This window comes from Okeania sp. SIO2B3 (assembly GCF_010672525.1).
Classification (GTDB): Bacteria; Cyanobacteriota; Cyanobacteriia; order Cyanobacteriales; family Microcoleaceae; genus Okeania.
In genome coordinates, this window is sequence record NZ_JAAHGH010000022.1 from 79,278 (window position 1) to 96,321 (window position 17,044).

At 33.6% G+C, this 17,044-nt stretch carries 13 protein-coding genes; 1 reads left to right on the plus strand and 12 read right to left on the minus strand.

Annotation, left to right across the window (positions count from 1 at the left end; genetic code table 11):
- Nucleotides 1–17: 17 nt before the first annotated feature.
- From F6K15_RS17675 to F6K15_RS17730, 12 genes are all read right to left on the minus strand, one after another.
- Nucleotides 18–371: a hypothetical protein gene (locus F6K15_RS17675; RefSeq protein WP_293062848.1), complete on the minus strand. Its 354-nt coding sequence runs from the start codon at nt 369–371 to the stop codon at nt 18–20.
- A gap of 217 nt (nt 372–588) precedes the next feature.
- Nucleotides 589–2,517 (minus strand): ABC-F family ATP-binding cassette domain-containing protein, encoded by a 1,929-nt coding sequence (locus tag F6K15_RS17680; protein WP_293062849.1) that lies wholly within the window; start codon nt 2,515–2,517, stop codon nt 589–591.
- 629 nt (nt 2,518–3,146) lie between these two features.
- Nucleotides 3,147–3,872, minus strand: a complete 726-nt coding sequence (locus F6K15_RS17685) for an HAD family phosphatase (RefSeq protein ID WP_293062851.1) — start codon at nt 3,870–3,872, stop codon at nt 3,147–3,149.
- A gap of 754 nt (nt 3,873–4,626) precedes the next feature.
- Nucleotides 4,627–5,352: a TVP38/TMEM64 family protein gene (locus tag F6K15_RS17690; protein ID WP_293062853.1), complete on the minus strand. Its 726-nt coding sequence runs from the start codon at nt 5,350–5,352 to the stop codon at nt 4,627–4,629.
- A gap of 393 nt (nt 5,353–5,745) precedes the next feature.
- Nucleotides 5,746–6,549 carry a DUF928 domain-containing protein gene (locus tag F6K15_RS17695; RefSeq protein WP_293062854.1) on the minus strand — a complete coding sequence of 268 codons (804 nt, stop codon included), beginning with the start codon at nt 6,547–6,549 and terminating at the stop codon, nt 5,746–5,748.
- Nucleotides 6,550–7,853: 1,304 nt separating this feature from the next.
- Nucleotides 7,854–9,797 (minus strand): adenylate/guanylate cyclase domain-containing protein, encoded by a 1,944-nt coding sequence (locus tag F6K15_RS17700; RefSeq protein WP_293062856.1) that lies wholly within the window; start codon nt 9,795–9,797, stop codon nt 7,854–7,856.
- A gap of 100 nt (nt 9,798–9,897) precedes the next feature.
- On the minus strand, nt 9,898–10,338 hold the full coding sequence (locus F6K15_RS17705) for a pentapeptide repeat-containing protein (RefSeq protein ID WP_293062858.1): 441 nt from the start codon (nt 10,336–10,338) through the stop codon (nt 9,898–9,900).
- Nucleotides 10,339–10,955: 617 nt separating this feature from the next.
- Entirely contained in the window at nt 10,956–11,285 is a 330-nt protein-coding gene (locus F6K15_RS17710; protein WP_293062859.1) for a helix-turn-helix transcriptional regulator, read from the minus strand.
- A 168-nt stretch (nt 11,286–11,453) separates the two neighbouring features.
- The gene (gene arsS / locus F6K15_RS17715) at nt 11,454–12,440 is read right to left on the minus strand and encodes an arsenosugar biosynthesis radical SAM (seleno)protein ArsS (protein ID WP_293062860.1); all 987 of its coding nucleotides are present in this window, start codon (nt 12,438–12,440) and stop codon (nt 11,454–11,456) included.
- Between the two features lie 1,077 nt (nt 12,441–13,517).
- A complete protein-coding gene (locus F6K15_RS17720) occupies nt 13,518–13,979 on the minus strand; it encodes a DUF2267 domain-containing protein (protein WP_293062861.1) in 462 nt (153 codons plus the stop codon).
- A gap of 158 nt (nt 13,980–14,137) precedes the next feature.
- Nucleotides 14,138–14,395: a hypothetical protein gene (locus F6K15_RS17725; protein ID WP_293062862.1), complete on the minus strand. Its 258-nt coding sequence runs from the start codon at nt 14,393–14,395 to the stop codon at nt 14,138–14,140.
- A gap of 682 nt (nt 14,396–15,077) precedes the next feature.
- Nucleotides 15,078–16,274: a methyltransferase domain-containing protein gene (locus F6K15_RS17730; RefSeq protein WP_293062874.1), complete on the minus strand. Its 1,197-nt coding sequence runs from the start codon at nt 16,272–16,274 to the stop codon at nt 15,078–15,080.
- A gap of 572 nt (nt 16,275–16,846) precedes the next feature.
- Between F6K15_RS17730 and F6K15_RS17735 the strand changes: the two genes are divergently transcribed.
- The coding region (locus F6K15_RS17735; protein ID WP_293062864.1) for a hypothetical protein at nt 16,847–17,044 on the plus strand (198 nt) is incomplete at its 3' end.

Sequence of the window (17,044 nt, forward strand, 5' to 3'; positions counted from 1 at the left end):
TTTATATCCCTGGTGAACTAGAACATTAAACCGATAAAGAAAAAGATAATTTTCAGAAAAGACAAGATGAGGAGAGTTGGGAAAATATCAGAAGAAGGTGCTAGGTGCTGGGTACATATTTTTTCAGTGCTGAAGAAGTAGTCAGGAGAATTTGGTCTATCAGAATTTTCTGACTCATCAACCATATTTATATCCCTGGTGAAATAGAACATTAAACCGATAAATAAAAAGATAATTTTGAGATAAGGCAAGATGAGAATAGTCGGGAAAATATCAGAAGAAGGTGCTAGATAGTAGGTATATATTTTTTCAGTGCTGAAGAAGTAGTCAGGAGAATTTAGTCTATCAGAATTTTCCGACCCATCAACCACATTTATATCCCTGGTGAACTAGAACATTAAACCGAAAGTTAGCATTTTGGGTAGACAAGCACAGAAAAATCAAGGGGCAAAATATCCGACTACCTCGTCTATAATTCCCATTTATCCTAACTCCTGACTCCTCCCCTCACTCATAAGACTTTTTCAGCAAACCCTAATTATTAATAATTAATTATTAATTATTAATTATTCCCTATTCCCTATTCCTCTAAGAATTTATTTCTGCCAACTCTAACCATCTTTCTGTGGCAGTATCTATTTCTTTTTCTAAACTTTCTACTTTTTCATGGAGCTTTTGAACTTCACTTACTTCTCCTGGAGGTGCATTATAAAGTTCATTTTCAGTCTTTGCTTTCTCCGCTTCTAACTGAGCAATTTTTTTCTCCAAATTCTCATATTCTCGCTTTTCTTTTGACGATAATTTTCTTTGCCTATTTTTATCCCAAGAAACCCTTTCTGATTTTTTTGGTTTAGTTGAAATTTCCTTAGACTTTTCTGCAACTGTCACAGCTTTTTTTGTTGCTGCTTCTACTTCTTTATAATCTATATAAAGAGAATAATTTCCTGGATACTGTCGTAAATTTCCTACTCCTTCAAAAGCAAAAATTCTATCTACAGTCCGGTCAAGAAAATAACGGTCGTGAGAAACAACAATTACACAACCATTAAACTCTTCCAGATACTCTTCTAAAACTGCCAAAGTTTGTACATCTAAATCATTAGTAGGTTCATCCAAAATCAAAACATTCGGCGCACTCATCAATACTCTCAACAGAAATAATCGTCTTTTTTCTCCTCCAGAAAGTTTATATACAGGAGCATATTGTTGATTACCAGGAAATAGAAATTTTTCCAACATTTGAGAAGCACTAATTTGAGTACCATCAGCAGTTTCCACATACTCTGCCACATCTTTTATATAATCAATTACCCGTTGACTTTCATTCATAGCATCCAATAAATTTTCTGAATGTTGGTCAAAATATCCTATATGTATTGTCCCACCAATTTCTACTTTGCCAGAATCAGGTTTAATTCTACCTGTAATAATATCCATTAGGGTAGATTTTCCCACCCCATTACCACCAATAATTCCGACTCTATCTTCAGGGATAAATTCATAAGTAAAATCTTTAATTAGAGTTCTACTATCGTAAGATTTACAAACATTTTCTAACTCAATAACTTTTTTACCAATTCGACGACCAGGAGTAGAAATATCCACCTTTCCTAAAGCTTGTTTAAACTCCGTTCCTTGCATTTCTTCTATGCGTTGAATCCTAGCTTTTTGTTTAGTGCTACGAGCTTTAGGTCCTCGCTTCAACCATTCTAATTCCCGGCGTAATATTCCTTGATGTTTGCGTTGAGAACTAACTACTGATTCTTCAGCTAAAGCTTTCTTTTCTAAATAGTAGGAATAATTTCCCGTATAAGTAAAAAGGTCACCTCGGTCTATTTCAATAATTTTATTAGTAACTCGGTCGAGAAAATAACGGTCGTGAGTAATTAATAAAATTCCTCCTGAAAAACTATTTAAGTAACTTTGTAACCATTCTACAGACATAGCATCTAGATGGTTTGTTGGCTCATCCATTAACAAAACATCAGGGTCAGAAAGTAAAGCTGCAGCTAAAGCAATACGTTTACGATAACCCCCAGATAAGTTACCAACTTTGGCATCAAAATCTTGAATTCCTAATTTGCTGAGGATAATTTTTGCCTTAGTTTCTAATTCCCAAGCATTGGTATTATCCATGGCGTGAGTTACTTCAGAAAAACGCGCCATTAGTTGATTATCTTCAGGGTGATGAGCTAATTTTTCCGATAATTCTTCATATTCCCGTACCAGTAACATTTGTTCTCCACTATCAGAAAAAACTTGTTCTAATACAGTGTTATTTTCATCTAAATCTGGTTGTTGTGGCAAATAAATAATTCTGGCATTTTGATTAATCAAAATTTGACCACCGTCTATAGGTTCTAAACCAGCAATCATTTTTAATAGGGTTGATTTTCCCGAACCATTTGTACCAATTAAACCAACTTTATCATTGGCATCTAAACTGAAGTTAGCATCTCTTAAAACTTCTTTGATACCAAAGTCTTTTTTTACTGATTGAAGTGTGAATATACTCATTTTTTAAGTCAAAAGTTAAAAGTCCAGAATTAACATTGCTACACTCTAGCACCTAAAACTATTTTGATAAATGTTTGCTATTGCAGGGAATAGAGAACAAGGAACAGTGGGAAAAACATTTTCCCTAATTCGCTTCATCATCAGTCTATATTCTAACTATCCCGTTCTTTGCTATACAAATATTTAGGGTTTGCTGAAAAAGTCTTTTTCAGGAGTAGGGGAGTGGGGAAGTAGGGAGTAATTAGGAGAAATGAGGAATTATAGAGGAGATAGTCGGATATATATTCGACCCAAAAAATGCTAAAGTCTTTATATGTCAATGCTTTTAGATTTAATCAGCAAGCCCTATTTATACTATGCAAATCATCTCAATTACTTTTTTTGTTCATCAAATTCCGAGTAAACAATTAAGCATAAATACTTGCTTGATTGTTTACTCAATCACGATAGCTATGATTTTCTCCTAAATTTTGACTCGGTCCTCCTGACTCAGTCCTCCTGATTCTATGCTACATTTTGTGGTGCGGAATATGGGTTTTATGCTAACTTTTTGAGCAAAATCAAATGAAAACCAGGCACTTTTTTCGACATAAAAAGGCTAAAATCCTTATATTTCAATGCTTTTAGATTTAATCAGCAAGCCCTATTGAAGAATCAATTTCTTGATAAACTTGTTGTATTCTGTCCAATTCAAGGTCGGATAGATAATCTACACACCAGTTGGCCAAACGCTGGAGCATATGAAAAGGATAAGTATGAGCGACACCAACCACAGACATTCCTGCTAGTTTAGCTGCTTCAATTCCGGCAAAAGTATCTTCTATTGCTAAACATTCTGAAGGATATAGATTCATGTCTGGATATTGTTGATTTAGAATATTTACTGCCAACAAATAAGCATCAGGTTTTGGTTTACTAGCTTCGACATCATCTCCAGCAATAATTGTCTTAAAAAAATCACCTAAATTAGCTTTATTTAAGACTAATTCTACTTCGGATCTAAGAGCGCCACTAACTACAGCCATTTTCAGATTTGCTTTAGCGACCTGAGAAATAAAATCTATGGTATCTGAATAAACTGGTAACTCTTCAAGACTTTCTAATTGTTGTTGATAAGCTAGAGATTTACGTTTAATTAGTTGGTCTAAATATCCTTCATTAATATATCTACCTCTTTCTGTAAGTATTCCTTCTAAACAAGCACTATCGCTTCTTCCTAAACAGAATTGGTTGTATTCTCCTGGTCTAAGTAGCAAATTTTCATCAATTAATACTTGTTCTATTAATTTTTCATGGAGAAATTCATCATTAATAATTACACCATTAAAATCGAACAAAATAGCTTTGAGAGTCATTTCAGTTATCAGTTATCAGTTATCAGTTATCAGTTATCAGTTATAGCAATTATCATATTGTTGAGGTACGCGCATTCGTTTGTTTTAAGGAGTAGGGAATATTCATTAATGGATAATAGATAATGGATAATTACCTCGGGTTTTAACCGTTACGGAATTGAATATAAGGAAATATCCTAGCACTTTTTTTCCCTTTGAAAGGGTCAGCAGAGTAAGCTGAATTATTTTATTTAATTAATAATTATTAATTATTCGGTAATTCGAGAAACAGGGGATAGAAAAAAAGAAAAACAACTGTATCTCACTAATTTGAGAAACACTATATCAGTTATCAGTACCGACCGCTGAAGTATGAGGCACTGAAATACTGAAGTTTACTTTCTCTTAGTCGATTATATGGCTCCGAAAACTCTCCTCCCCATCCCTCGACCGCTTTTCATCCCTTTGTAGAGTACAGCGACAGCTCGTCCCACACCAAGAAATAGTATTTACCGAATAATTAAGGTAAAAATCCTCTTCTAATTAGGAGAAACAAGAAAATATTTTCCTTTTATTCAATCCTCTTCCTTTTAGGGATAGGTAATTATCAATTATCAATTATTGAACCTATTCTTTGGTCATAAATTATAGCGATTTATAATTCAATTAATTACAATTTTTTAGACCAAAAAATGCTACAACAAATATTACTCAATGCTTTGATATTTAATCAGCAAGCTCTAAGTATTTAGGGTTTGCGTATGGAAGTAAAAAATTAAGAAATTTTCTTCTGTAGAGCTTTTCTAGCAATCTTTGTCACATAAAGAGTTACTGCAACTGTAGCTATTAAACCTACTCCATAAAGAATCCATTCTGCTGTAGTGCGTGTTCCTCCTTCTGTGCCCAAAGTTGCCAAACTGCCAGCTAGGGAACCAAGATATACATACATTACTGTTCCTGGCATCATCCCAATCCAAGAAGCGAAAAAATAATCTGGTAAAGATACTTGGGTTAGGCCAAAAGCATAGTTGAGCAGGTTAAAAGGAAAAATAGGAGATAAGCGAGTTAGTCCCACAATTTTCCATCCTTCGTCAGCTACTGCTTCATCAATGGCCTTAAAGTTTTCATTTCCTTCTATCTGTTTGGACACCCAACCTCGTGCCAGATAGCGACCGACTAGGAAGGCACAAGTTGCACCTATAGTTGAACTGATGGAAACGTAGATAGAACCGAAAATCGGGCCGAATAGCAGACCTGCACCTAGAGTTAGTAGTGAACCTGGAAGGAATAAAACTGTGGCCAGGATATAAATAATGATAAAGGCTATCGGACCCCAAGGGCCAAGAGTTTTTATCCAATCTAGAGCATTTATCAAGAGTTGTTGAGCGTTAAATTTATGAGCAATAATTAGGAGAGTTGCTACTACAAAAACGATTAATAGTGGTTTGAGTAGCTTGTTTAATTTTGGCTTTTTTTTTGTTTCTTGTTCTAGGTTATTCATCTATATACAGAATTTACAATAATCGTTGGTATTAATGTATATGATACTCTTATATAGAGGTACAAACCTTGATTTTAATTGTAGTCTTATCAGATTTTTATCTAATTTTCATTTAACATCGATTCTGACTATGGGGTATTTTAGGATAATTTTTTTGAGGGTTTATTAGATATCTCTGATACTTATGTTTAACTGAGTTGCTTTATTCATAGAGATGCTTGGTAAACATTTAAAATTGAATGACTGTTAGAAAAAGGTGTTAATTAAATTTAGATGTGATACCTAGTTTTCTAACAGATATTTTTCTAGTAATTCCAAAATAGTTATCCTTATGCATACTTTATTTGTTAAGTCGTCAGGTTATATGACTAATTTGTCGATCAAATTAACTTACTAATTACTTGAATTTAATGGCTCTGTAGCTACATCATTTAAACCTACTGAATTGAGCAGATTTTGCCATTGTGATTTAAGTTCTTGATCGTTCGGATTAGAACTAATTTTTTCTGCTAAGGCATCCAGTTTTTCGTGCCATATACCTGCGTCCGAATAAATTAACCAGCGGTCGCTCTCTGATGTTTGCTGTAGTTCTTGTGTCAAATTTGGGTTGGGATTAACTCTTTTAATTGAGCTTTGAACAATGGTTCCATAACCACTTCCTTCGCAACTCAAAGAGAATGTCCATTGATAATTTTCACCTACTTTTAATTCTGGTTGATTGCTGGGAATTTTAATGCGTATAATGCCCTGACTATTTGACACTGGTAATAGCTTTTCATAAACTATTTTTTGGCTGGAGTCTTTCAAGATAAATTCTCCAGCTATAGCTGTGTTTTCTGGCACATACATATAAATTGTTGGATGTGAGGCTAAAGTTACTAGAGTTAATTCTTGTGTTTGATTTATCTTGGGAATTAGAGGAGTTAGAGGTTTTTGATCCTCATCTATACAATTATCTTGTCCTCGCGATCCTCCACCATAAGTACCTGTTGAACCGCCTTCGACTCTAGGAGTAATATTTGCTAAGGTATTTTGAGAAATACCTAGAGTAGTATCTGCTTTACCATTAGTTGAACTAGCAGAATTAGTAGAATTTGCCGATGTACTGCTGGGAAAAGAAGTAGTAAATAATCCTAAAACTAATGTCAAAACCATAGTTTTGAGAGTAATAGAAAAACGGAAATTTTGTAGATACATATTCTGAAATCCTTTTTTGGGTAAATGTTTTAATTACTTATTACTATTATAGTTTATCTATTTATGAATTGTGTCAGTAGCTAGTGCAAGAAGGTATAATACCATTTCTCAAAAAGAATGTTACGAATAATTAGGGCAATAAAAAAACTTTATAGGAGATTTCTCTTTGGCTAATAAGATTAAGTTATGAACTAAGAAATGGCATCGAAGCTATTCATTCTGACTTCTGACTCCTAAGAAATACCCTAGTGCAGGATGGCGGAAATAACTGACCAGTTACAAAATCCTAAAACAATTACAAATCAAAAATGATTGACTTTATAACTTCCGCGTAGCGGGACTAGCTATTTGTAGTAAACATTGATTAATTTGGTATAAGGGAGGAAGCAGAAGGGAATAAAACTTGTAGAATCAACTTTTTAACATGATTTTAACGAATTATTTAAGTAGGGCTTGCTGATTAAATCTAAAAGTATTTACAGATAAAGGTAAGTGCCTTTTTGGGTTCTAAAAAAGTGCCTGGTTTTCAGCTCTTAAAGCTCAAAAAGGAGCGTATTTTAGGTGCATAGTTAGGCAGAAAAATCATTCTTACAATTCTTACTCCTACCTCCTCGCTCATTCCCTTTTCTCCTGTCTCCTATCTTCCCCTCCCCTCCTGGGAGGGGCTAGGGGTGGGTTGGGAGGGGTTAGGGGTGGGTTGTCTCCTGTCTTCAACCCTCACCCATAAGGCTTTTTCAGCAAACCCTAAGTAGGTAAGTAGAAATTAAATCTAAAATGTCCGAAGCGAGGTCTGTTTGCAGAGTAACACAGGAAAATAATCCCATAGTTACGATTGCTTTCTTCACAATTTGCTCCCAAATGTTCCTAGTTTGGATGCTATATATTACATTTATTTCTACCCATATACTTACTTATGCAATCCTACACTAGAGTGTTGATAAATAGGGCTTGCTGATTAAATCTAAAAGTATTTACAGATAAAGTTTTTAGCCTTTTTGGGGCTTTTAAAAAGTTCCTGGTATCAGGTCTAAAATCCTCAAAAAGTTAGTATTTTAGGCTCATAGTTGGGCAGAAAAATCATTCTTACAATTCTTACTCCTACCTCCTATAAGTACCCATTTCTCCTGTGTCCTGTCTTCCCCTCCACCGGAGGGGTTAGGGGTGGGTTGTCTCCTGTCTCCTACCCTTACCCATAAGGCTTTTTCAGCAAACCCTAAATAGTTTAATATATTTTTGTGGTTGTAGAAAAATAGCAAAATTGATAAGGAGTCAAAGTTTCAAATTATTTGTTGTTTATTGTTAATTTAAAAATAGTTTTTCCCAGTAACTAAGTATACATTTACTGGTATTTTTTTTCCTTTTAAATTTAAATCCCCCCAGGGTTCTACTGAAAATCTTTTATCTAAATATTCCAAAGTTTCCTGAGCAATCAAAATGCGACAAATTCCTGGATGACGTTCTTTATCAAAACTTTCTAAACGAGAAGCAATATTAACACTATCGCCAATTACTCCATATTCTAAGCGATTTTTTCCACCTAAACTACCAACCGTCACAGTTCCAGTATAAATTCCTACACGCATTTTTAATTCTGGAGAATTTTGTTCTTGCCATTTTTGATTTAATTGTGATAGATGTTGACCCATTGCTAAAGCACAATTAACTGCATTTTGTGCATCTATAGCAATTTCTTTAACACTGGTACGAGGTACTGGTATTCCAAATACTGCTATAACTCCATCTCCAGTAAATTTGTTGACTATTCCGTGGTGATTTATCACAATATCTGTCATGGCACTCAGATATTCATTCAACCAATTCATTAAATCTTCTGAAGTTTTTTTTTCAGAGATAGTACTAAAGTTTTTTAAGTCAGTAAATAATATTGTTGCTGTAACTGTTTTTGGTGGTAAAATTCCACTATTAATCAGATATGAACGTTCCTGCCAAAGAGCATGAGCAATCTCTGGAGAAGTTTGTTGACCTAATAATTTCATCACCATATTTTGTTGTTGCCATGATTCCTGAATTTTGTAGACTATTACTACCCCACTTGTCATAACTATTCCTAATATTGGTGCTGCTACAGGTATCCATCCCATTTTGATAAAAATGCCATAACTTATAGCTACTAAAACTCCTAAAGCTAAAAAATTAATTAGCAGTAAAATTAAAGGTTGTCTGGTATACCAAGCAATACTAGCACCGACTATTGACCAACTGAAAATCCATAGTATTTCTGTTGATTCACCCCAGTACCAAAATAGCTTTTGATCGTCGAGAACTGCACTAATAATTTGACTGGTAGCTTGGGCATGAATCTCTACTCCTGACATCTTTGACCTTAACACGTCTAACTGAGCAAAACTGTAAGGAGTAAAAGAAAAGTCGTTGCTACTAGGAGCCGTATTACCAATTATGACAATCTTATTTTTAACTAATTCGGGGTCAAAATTATCTAATAAAACATCTTTTATTGTAATTTTTGGAGCTATAGATTGAGAATTACGATAATTAATTAAAATTGGATATCCCTGAGCATCAATTTGTTGATATCCTCCAGAGTTTGGTTGTAATTTTTTAAATATTGCCTCACCTAATTGATATTCGTTATGTTCCGTTATCTGAGGGGATATTTCATATTCTTGGAAATAAGCGAGAGCTAAATGTAAGCCAAACGCTACCATTGTTTCTTCATCATTATTAATAAATAATGAATAGCGACGAACTACACCATCTGGGTCAAAAGGAATGTTATTAAAGCCAATTCTTTCCTTTGGGATACTAGGAGGTGGCGGTGTTGTACTTACAGATTGATCGCCAATAAAAGTAATGCCAAAAACATTTGGTTTCTGTAGCTGTTCTACTAATTGTGTATAACCGGGATATTTAGGGACATCTCGGTATAAATCTACACCTATTGCTTTGGGTTGATGCTTTTGTAGGGAAGCTAAAACATCTGCTAAATTTTTGTCAGATATTGGCCACTGTCCCAAATACTGTATATCTTCTTCAGTAAGCTCTACTATTAATAGTCTGGGGTCAGAGATATTATCAGGTCTCAGACGCACCATCCCATCAAATACAAATAGCTCTAGTCGCTGCAATGCTCCTAAGTACCTGAAAAATAATAAACTCAGAATTGCTCCACCAGAAACTAAAATTACTGATATTGGTATTCTGTAAGAATGGACTTTTTTATATATCCACTTAACAAAATGTATAGGATGCATAATTTTGAAGGCCATTCATCCTGAATCTGATCAAGATGAAGCAAGTATTTTCCAAACTCTTGTTAAACTTAAACAGAAAAAAGCATGGGAATTACTCAACTTCACCTAATTTCACTTACTCATGTCTTGCACCATCTGGCATAATTGCACCGCTGAGGAGTGCCCCTTCTATACTAGCTCCTTCGAGGTTTGCTCCTCCTAAATTGGCACCTTCTAGATTTGCTCCTGCTAAATTGGCACCTTCCAAGTAAGCTCCTCCTAAGTTCGCTCCACTTAAGTAAGCTCCTTCTAAATTGGCACCTTCTAAGTAAGCTCCTCCTAAGTTCGCTCCTCCTAAGTAAGCTCCTCCTAAGTAAGCTCCTCCTAAGTTCGCTCCTCCTAAGTTAGCCCCTCCTAACTTTGCTCCTGCTAGGTTAGCTACTGGTAATTTTGCTTCTCCAAGATTGGCTCCTCCTAGATTTACACCTCCCAGTCTGGCTCCTTCTAAGTAACAGTTTGGACATTCGCGAGTTTCAAGTAACAGTCTAATGTTTCGTTCTATTTGTTGGTCAGTCATTATTTGGAATAATAAAATATAGTCTAGTTATCTATTCTATAAACTATAGTGCTATAGAGTGGATTAAATATTTTTTACGACTACTTATAAGATATTATGTTAGTTAAATTATGAGATATGAGATGAGTTAAAGCACCTATCTATTCAAAATTAATTTAGGGGGCATGATTTTATATGTATTATCTATAATGTTTATTATTATAAAAACTGGAGTCATAATTTTGTTTACTTAAGATTGTTGATGAAAGGAGGAAGTAGAGGATAATCATCAATTTTTTTTAATGCATGAGGCTTTAGTATAAATTATGGGAAACAAGGAAAAGAGAGAAGGCAAAATGACGATGGGATAGATATTTTTTTGATTGTGAATTAACTAGCTATCAGCTATTAGCGCTTCAGCTATCAGCCGAAAAATTTGTGCATATAATTAGGCATCTGTTTGCGGAGCAGTCCGCCAGGAAAAGCTTGGGGAAAACATCCCCGACTTCTAGCTTGTTGCTTAATTTTAGGAGAGGTTGCGCATCCCCCTTTCCAGACTGAAACGCTTTTTAAGCAGAGATGATATTAGTATTACCATGATTTTCTTACTCCCAAATATCTTTAACCAGGCATTTCAGTTAATCATTATTGGCACAAAGGTGAGCTGGTAAAGGGCTAGTTTTTTGATATTCTGATAGGTACTTTTCTAAACTTTTAAGTTGAGATAAATTAAGACTGTAATATATCCAACGACCATCCTGGCGACTTTTAACTAAAGCAACTTCTTTGAGATTTTTGAGATGAAAAGACAGTTTGGACTGAGACACTTGAAGGCGATCGCATATATCACACACACATAGTTCTTGTGTACGCAATAGTTCTAATATTTTAATTCGTAATGGGTCAGAAAGTGCCTGAAACCTTGCTGCCATAGAATTAGGAGATAAGTTTAGTGATGTTTCTAGCATTTATTTTGGTAATAATTTGCTGGCTTTGTATGTCAGTTAGTAATATATGGTATTGCTAATTTAGATATTATCATAGATTTGGGAATTCAGGAAATTAAACACCTCTAAATTAATCCTCAAGCTACTATGTAAGGATTAATTTCAACTATATTTTTTACTCACTCTAAATTATATTAATGACCCACTGCAACTAGAGCCACAACCTGCTGTACAACCGTAACAATAATTTGCTGTCTGCACTTGTTCAATTATGTCTAAACTATTAACTTCTAATAACTTAGCTACTGTAATTTTTTCAATTTTGTTAGTTTGAGCTGGGATATTTTCCATCTGATTAAAGTCACAGTCATAGACATTACCTAAATAATCGATTGATAATTCATTTCGACACATTAAATTTTCTACAGTTTCAGAATTAAAATTTGACTCTAAAAAATCTAGATAAGGCTGATATATTTTTCTATTTTGCAAATATAGTTTAGTTCTACCTATGGGTAAATTTGTAATTGTAAACAGTTGGTTAAAGTTGATGTTAAAATTTTCTTTTAAATATTTTTTATAATCTTCTTCTAGATTTTTTTGATTAGGAGGAAGGGTAAATTTATTTTTATTGGGAACGGGAGGATTATAAACTAAATCTAAGATAAGATTTGGATCTTTTCCATATCCTAATTTGTTTAACCATTGTAATGCTTTAATTGATTCACTATACACGCCATAACCGCGCATTTGATCGACATTATCTTCTAAATAACAAGGTAATGATGCCACAATTCTCAGTTGATTTTCAGCACAATATTCTGGAATATCTGCAAATTCTTTAACAAAATAAATCGTTAAATTAGAACGAACAATAACTTCTTTTTGATTTGTTATAGCAGCTTTAACTAATTGCTGAAAACCATAATTCATTTCCGGCGCACCGCCAGTCAAGTCAACTGTTTTAATTTGAGGAAATCTATTAATTAGTTCAATTAATTGTTCGCAAATTTCTGGGGAAAGTTCTTCTGTTCGTTTCGGACTTGCTTCGACATGACAATGGGTACAGGCAAGATTACAACGTTTACCAAGATTAATTTGTAAAACAGTAATTTTTTTCTTAGTTAGGGTTTTATTAAGTTTGACTTTGAAAGGTTTAAAAGCTGTATTAACCATTTTTATAACTTGATAATAATAATTTTACTTTTACCGAAAAATTTTGGTCTAAAGCCTCCCTTTTTAAGGGTATAAAAAAAAGAGAATATTCCTGATGTCAAGCCTCCTTATTGCAAGAGGTACTGATAACTGAAATGACCAGTACAGAAATTTGTATTAGTGCAGGATGGCGGAAATAACTAACCAGTTACAAAATCCTAAAACAATTACAAATCAAAAATGATTGACTTTTAAATGCATGACTTTTAACTTCCCCGTAGTGGTACTAGGGTAAGAATTTTGGGCGATCGCTCCACTTGTATTAGTATTTTATTTAATGGTTGAATTAGAGTTAGGGAAACAACCAGTAGTTCTTCCTAGACTTAGATATAGCAGAATAGCAGTAATGGCAAATTTATGAAAATAGTGATATTTTATAAAAATCAATACATTTAATTTGGAATTTAATTATTAATTAAAGACATTTATAATTAAATCTAAGTAAACTGAATCTAACCTGAGAAATAATTAAGAAATAGGCGAGAATCTATAAGTATCTTTACTTTAAGTTAAGGAGTCAAGAGTTGGGAGAAAAGCAAATTATGAGACGAATATTATACAACTGATAACTGAGTCAGAATCTCAAAAATTATTTGATAGAAAGGATAGTATTTGTAATTAACAGGGTTTCGTTTTGGTTGAGTATAAAATTCAATTTAATCCTAGTATTTATAGCAGTCTAAGAAAAAGGCGGGGACAGATCGAAAGCTTAAAGCTCAGAGAAAGTAATATTTTTACTTCTTCCTTCTTCCTTTTTCCTTCTTCCTTCTTCCTTCTTCCTTCTTCCTTCTTCCTTATGCAACTTTAATATTATTATATATAGCTGTCCTAAATAGATTTTGAACAAATTTTAGTTATCTAAATACTCAGGGTTACTTCTCTTGATATATAGCTAATGTTCATATTCTATCTAGGATAACTATAGTAGTGCTGAAAATCCCCAAAAATATTTTCTATTCCTTCTTTATTCCTCCTTTCCTAAAAAATGCTGCACTAAAAAAACGAGTTATGTTAAAGATTAGAAAAAATATTAATTTCCTAAGCTTCGTTCCACATAACCTTAACTTTATCTGGCAGAAAACTAGCTATTTCTTGAATTCTTTCTGGAGATAGTTCTTCCTTTGTCGCGGAAAAAACAGCTTTAATTACAGTTTCCGGTGCTACTCCTTTAGGAACACCTGATTCTTGATTAACTCGGAAAATAAAAGTATCACCATCAAATTGAAGTGGTGGTCTAATTTTACTCAGAAAAGCAACAAGTGGATTATTATCTTTCCAGAGTTCTGCTATTTCATCTGGGTCTGGTTTTTCACTACTGGAACTTAAATCTGAAGCTACCTGATTAGATGCTTCTGTGGTCATTAAATCTCGCATTGTACGAAATACAATAACACTAATATCTCTGGCATCGTAAATATCTGGTAATCCTGCTTGAGTTTGAACTTTCTGAAGAAAAGGCACAAATTTTTCATCTACAGGAACTTGTTGAGAATCTGTCATAATTAAATCCCTAAATATTACTAAATATTATATTCTTAGATTATTAGATATTATCACATAAGTAAATACAAAAAAACAACTACTCAGATAGTTTTGATCTACTCACTAATTATGTTTGCCATCTAAATAGATAATAATTGAAATAGAGCTGTAGCTTTTTAGTTTCCTAAATCTATTTGTGGTTGACTGGGGGGAGTTGTAAATCCAGTTTTATCAAGAATATAAACAACTCCAACCGATAAAATTGCTCCTAGGATTAATCCAATTGCTATTAATACTAAAATAAACCGCTCCAGCATTACCTTAGTTTCAGGATTATAAGATTCTATAACTTCCATTTTGTCATTTTGGTCATTTTTATTTTCTTCTGACTCAACTGAATAATTATCTAAAGGTTGAAAATTTGAGTTAGGCATTTTATTAATTCATGGGTAATGGGTAATTGGTAATAGCTCAAACAGCTTCAAAATTTATGGAATGGTAGGTTTGTAGAACTGGATATAGCTATGACATTTTATCATAACTGATTAGAAGAAGGAAGAAGGAAGAGGGAAGAAGGAAGAGGGAAGAAGTAATACCATTTCTCAAAAATTTTTCTACATTTTATTGAGTGGGGTACCCACCCCTAACCCCTCCCAGGAGGGGGAGTGGGTAGGGACGTTGCATGCAACGTACGTACAGATAAATAAAAATAAGACCCCGCCCTTAAGGAAGGAGTTTAAATTAATTCTAAATAGCTAACAATCTACATTTTGAAGTGCCGAATGTAGGCTTAATAGTAATCCTAAATGATTATTTATAGTAGTCGAAAGAAAGGTGAAAACATATCAAAAACTGAAAACTCAGACAAAGTCAGATTTTGCCTTCTTCTTTCTTCTGCTATACAAAAAAATACAGTAGAAATTAGTCTCTCGTTTCTACTGTATTTAAAGTCGGAGCATTAATAGCATATCCCTTTAATTAGTGATGAAAAAAATTATCTTCTCACTTCAACGGCAAATCTATCCCTGCTGCAGTACTCCATGATTTATAAGTATTAAATCAGACATAATATTAGAATTATCTCAGTCTGTGATGTAAGGCGATTTTTGATTTAACTCAACCACAATCTGAAGGACCACAACACTCAGTATTATCATTAACACTTGTAACTCGATAATCTAAACCTTTAGTTTCCTTCGGATACCTATTTTTAGAACGTCGGCAATTAAATTGTTTTGCTAAATTTAATGGAATATCTGTATAAGGTTCAACAGGCAAAAAATCTTGATGATAAGGACCGTTTTGGTCTGTATAAATTTTGAAATTTTTATCACAAACAGCCATTCTTTGACCTCTGTACAAAGTATGACCATCATCATCAACTACCTTTTTCCAAGGACCTTTGTAAATTACAGCCTGATTCCTTTCTAAACATTCTCCTTCTTTTCCTTTAAAAGCACGAACTGTCACAGAATTAAATTCAATTCCATCTATTACTTGCCATGGTTTTTCTTGACGTTTGAGAATTTCAACTCCATAAAAACCAGCCTCTTCAAACATTTTCAGAAAAACATCTTCTCGAAATGCTCCAGCAATACAACCACTCCATAATTCCGGGTCATTAATAATATCTGGAGTGGGGTCTTCATCGCAGACAATATCAGAAATAACTGCTCTACCACCTCGCTTTAAGACTCTATAAATTTCACTAAATAGTTTTTCTTTATCTTGGGGGCGAACTAAATTCAATACACAATTAGAAATTACTACATCAACACTATTATCTGGAATTAAAGGCTGTTCTTTGCGGAGAGCATTACATTCTGATTCAAAAGCTGCTAGAGCATCAATAGAAGTAATTGGATTTGCGGTAAGCCACTGTTCAACTATGTCTAAGTCAAGGGCTAAATCCTGAATTTTTCCTTTGACAAATTTGGTATTTTTGAATCCAATTTTAGTAGCTATTTTATCTTGATATTTTCGAGCTAATCCTAACATATCATCATTAAAATCTACTCCTATTACTTGCCCTTCAGCACCAACCTTTTGAGCAATAATATAGCAATTTTTTCCAGCACCCGAACCTAAATCTACAACTGTTTCTCCTGGATAAATATAAAGAGTAGGGTCGCCACAACCATAATCTTTTTGAATAATTTCTTGAGGTAAAATATCTAGATAATTTTCCTCATATTCAGTCGGACAACATAAAGCTGGTTGTACTTGTTGAGCGCCTGCTTGATAACGTTCTAAAACTGCATTTTCAATATTATAGTTAGCAGTCAATTGTTCATTTGTAGTTGTATCGGTCATAGATAAATCTTGTTCAAATTTTTCCCAATTCATTATATCTACCAAATAATCAAGCTGAAGATGATACACATTAAGGAAATTTTCACAAAGTATGATTTATATCTTGTGAAAATTTATCTAGTTATATATTTTTATTTAAAACACTTTTACATGAGTTTTTGCTGAGAAAAAGTAAAGAATAAGAGAATAAATAGGTAGACATCATTTCTGCCTTCTGCCTTCTTCAAGGCCGCTTTAATATATATCTTCTGAAAAACCAGGCTAAGAAACTAACAAGCAAAACTAATATTAGTTTATATATCAATATATTTTGACAAAGGAAAAATTTATCGCCGAAAATAGATTTACATTTTGTTGTGGCATTATCTCCTGTCAAACCAGCAACAACTACTCCTGTACCTACCACAGCAATTAATTCTTTGTCGTACTGGATAGTAATAACAATTTTCTAGGGAGGTATCAGAATCTAAAGGAGCATAAACAGATTTTAATAGGTAAATATATTCTACTTCTAGGTTTTGGTTTTCGTTATTATCTTCCTAGTTTTGTTTTAATTTTTCCCTAATAGTTTCATGGAATTTTTGATAAAAGTATTGGCGTTTTTGGTCTATGTCCTTTTCATCATCACCGAGACTGTTTCTCAGGTCATTTCAGTTATCAGTTATCAGTTATCAGTTATCAGCACCTCTGCCTGTTTGCGCAGCATTCCGCAGGAAAGTCAGAGGCTTGAAATATTGAACTTGATTTTTTTTCATCCCCTTGTAGAGCGG

What these genes read in the sequence shown, in the direction of transcription:
- F6K15_RS17680 (WP_293062849.1), bottom strand. Translation starts at nt 2,517, where the DNA reads ATGAGTATATTCACACTTCAATCAGTAAAAAAAGACTTTGGTATCAAA.
- F6K15_RS17685 (WP_293062851.1), bottom strand. Translation starts at nt 3,872, where the DNA reads ATGACTCTCAAAGCTATTTTGTTCGATTTTAATGGTGTAATTATTAAT.
- F6K15_RS17690 (WP_293062853.1), bottom strand. Translation starts at nt 5,352, where the DNA reads ATGAATAACCTAGAACAAGAAACAAAAAAAAAGCCAAAATTAAACAAG.
- F6K15_RS17695 (WP_293062854.1), bottom strand. Translation starts at nt 6,549, where the DNA reads ATGTATCTACAAAATTTCCGTTTTTCTATTACTCTCAAAACTATGGTT.
- F6K15_RS17700 (WP_293062856.1), bottom strand. Translation starts at nt 9,797, where the DNA reads ATGGCCTTCAAAATTATGCATCCTATACATTTTGTTAAGTGGATATAT.
- F6K15_RS17705 (WP_293062858.1), bottom strand. Translation starts at nt 10,338, where the DNA reads ATGACTGACCAACAAATAGAACGAAACATTAGACTGTTACTTGAAACT.
- F6K15_RS17710 (WP_293062859.1), bottom strand. Translation starts at nt 11,285, where the DNA reads ATGCTAGAAACATCACTAAACTTATCTCCTAATTCTATGGCAGCAAGG.
- arsS (WP_293062860.1), bottom strand. Translation starts at nt 12,440, where the DNA reads ATGGTTAATACAGCTTTTAAACCTTTCAAAGTCAAACTTAATAAAACC.
- F6K15_RS17720 (WP_293062861.1), bottom strand. Translation starts at nt 13,979, where the DNA reads ATGACAGATTCTCAACAAGTTCCTGTAGATGAAAAATTTGTGCCTTTT.
- F6K15_RS17725 (WP_293062862.1), bottom strand. Translation starts at nt 14,395, where the DNA reads ATGCCTAACTCAAATTTTCAACCTTTAGATAATTATTCAGTTGAGTCA.
- F6K15_RS17730 (WP_293062874.1), bottom strand. Translation starts at nt 16,274, where the DNA reads ATGACCGATACAACTACAAATGAACAATTGACTGCTAACTATAATATT.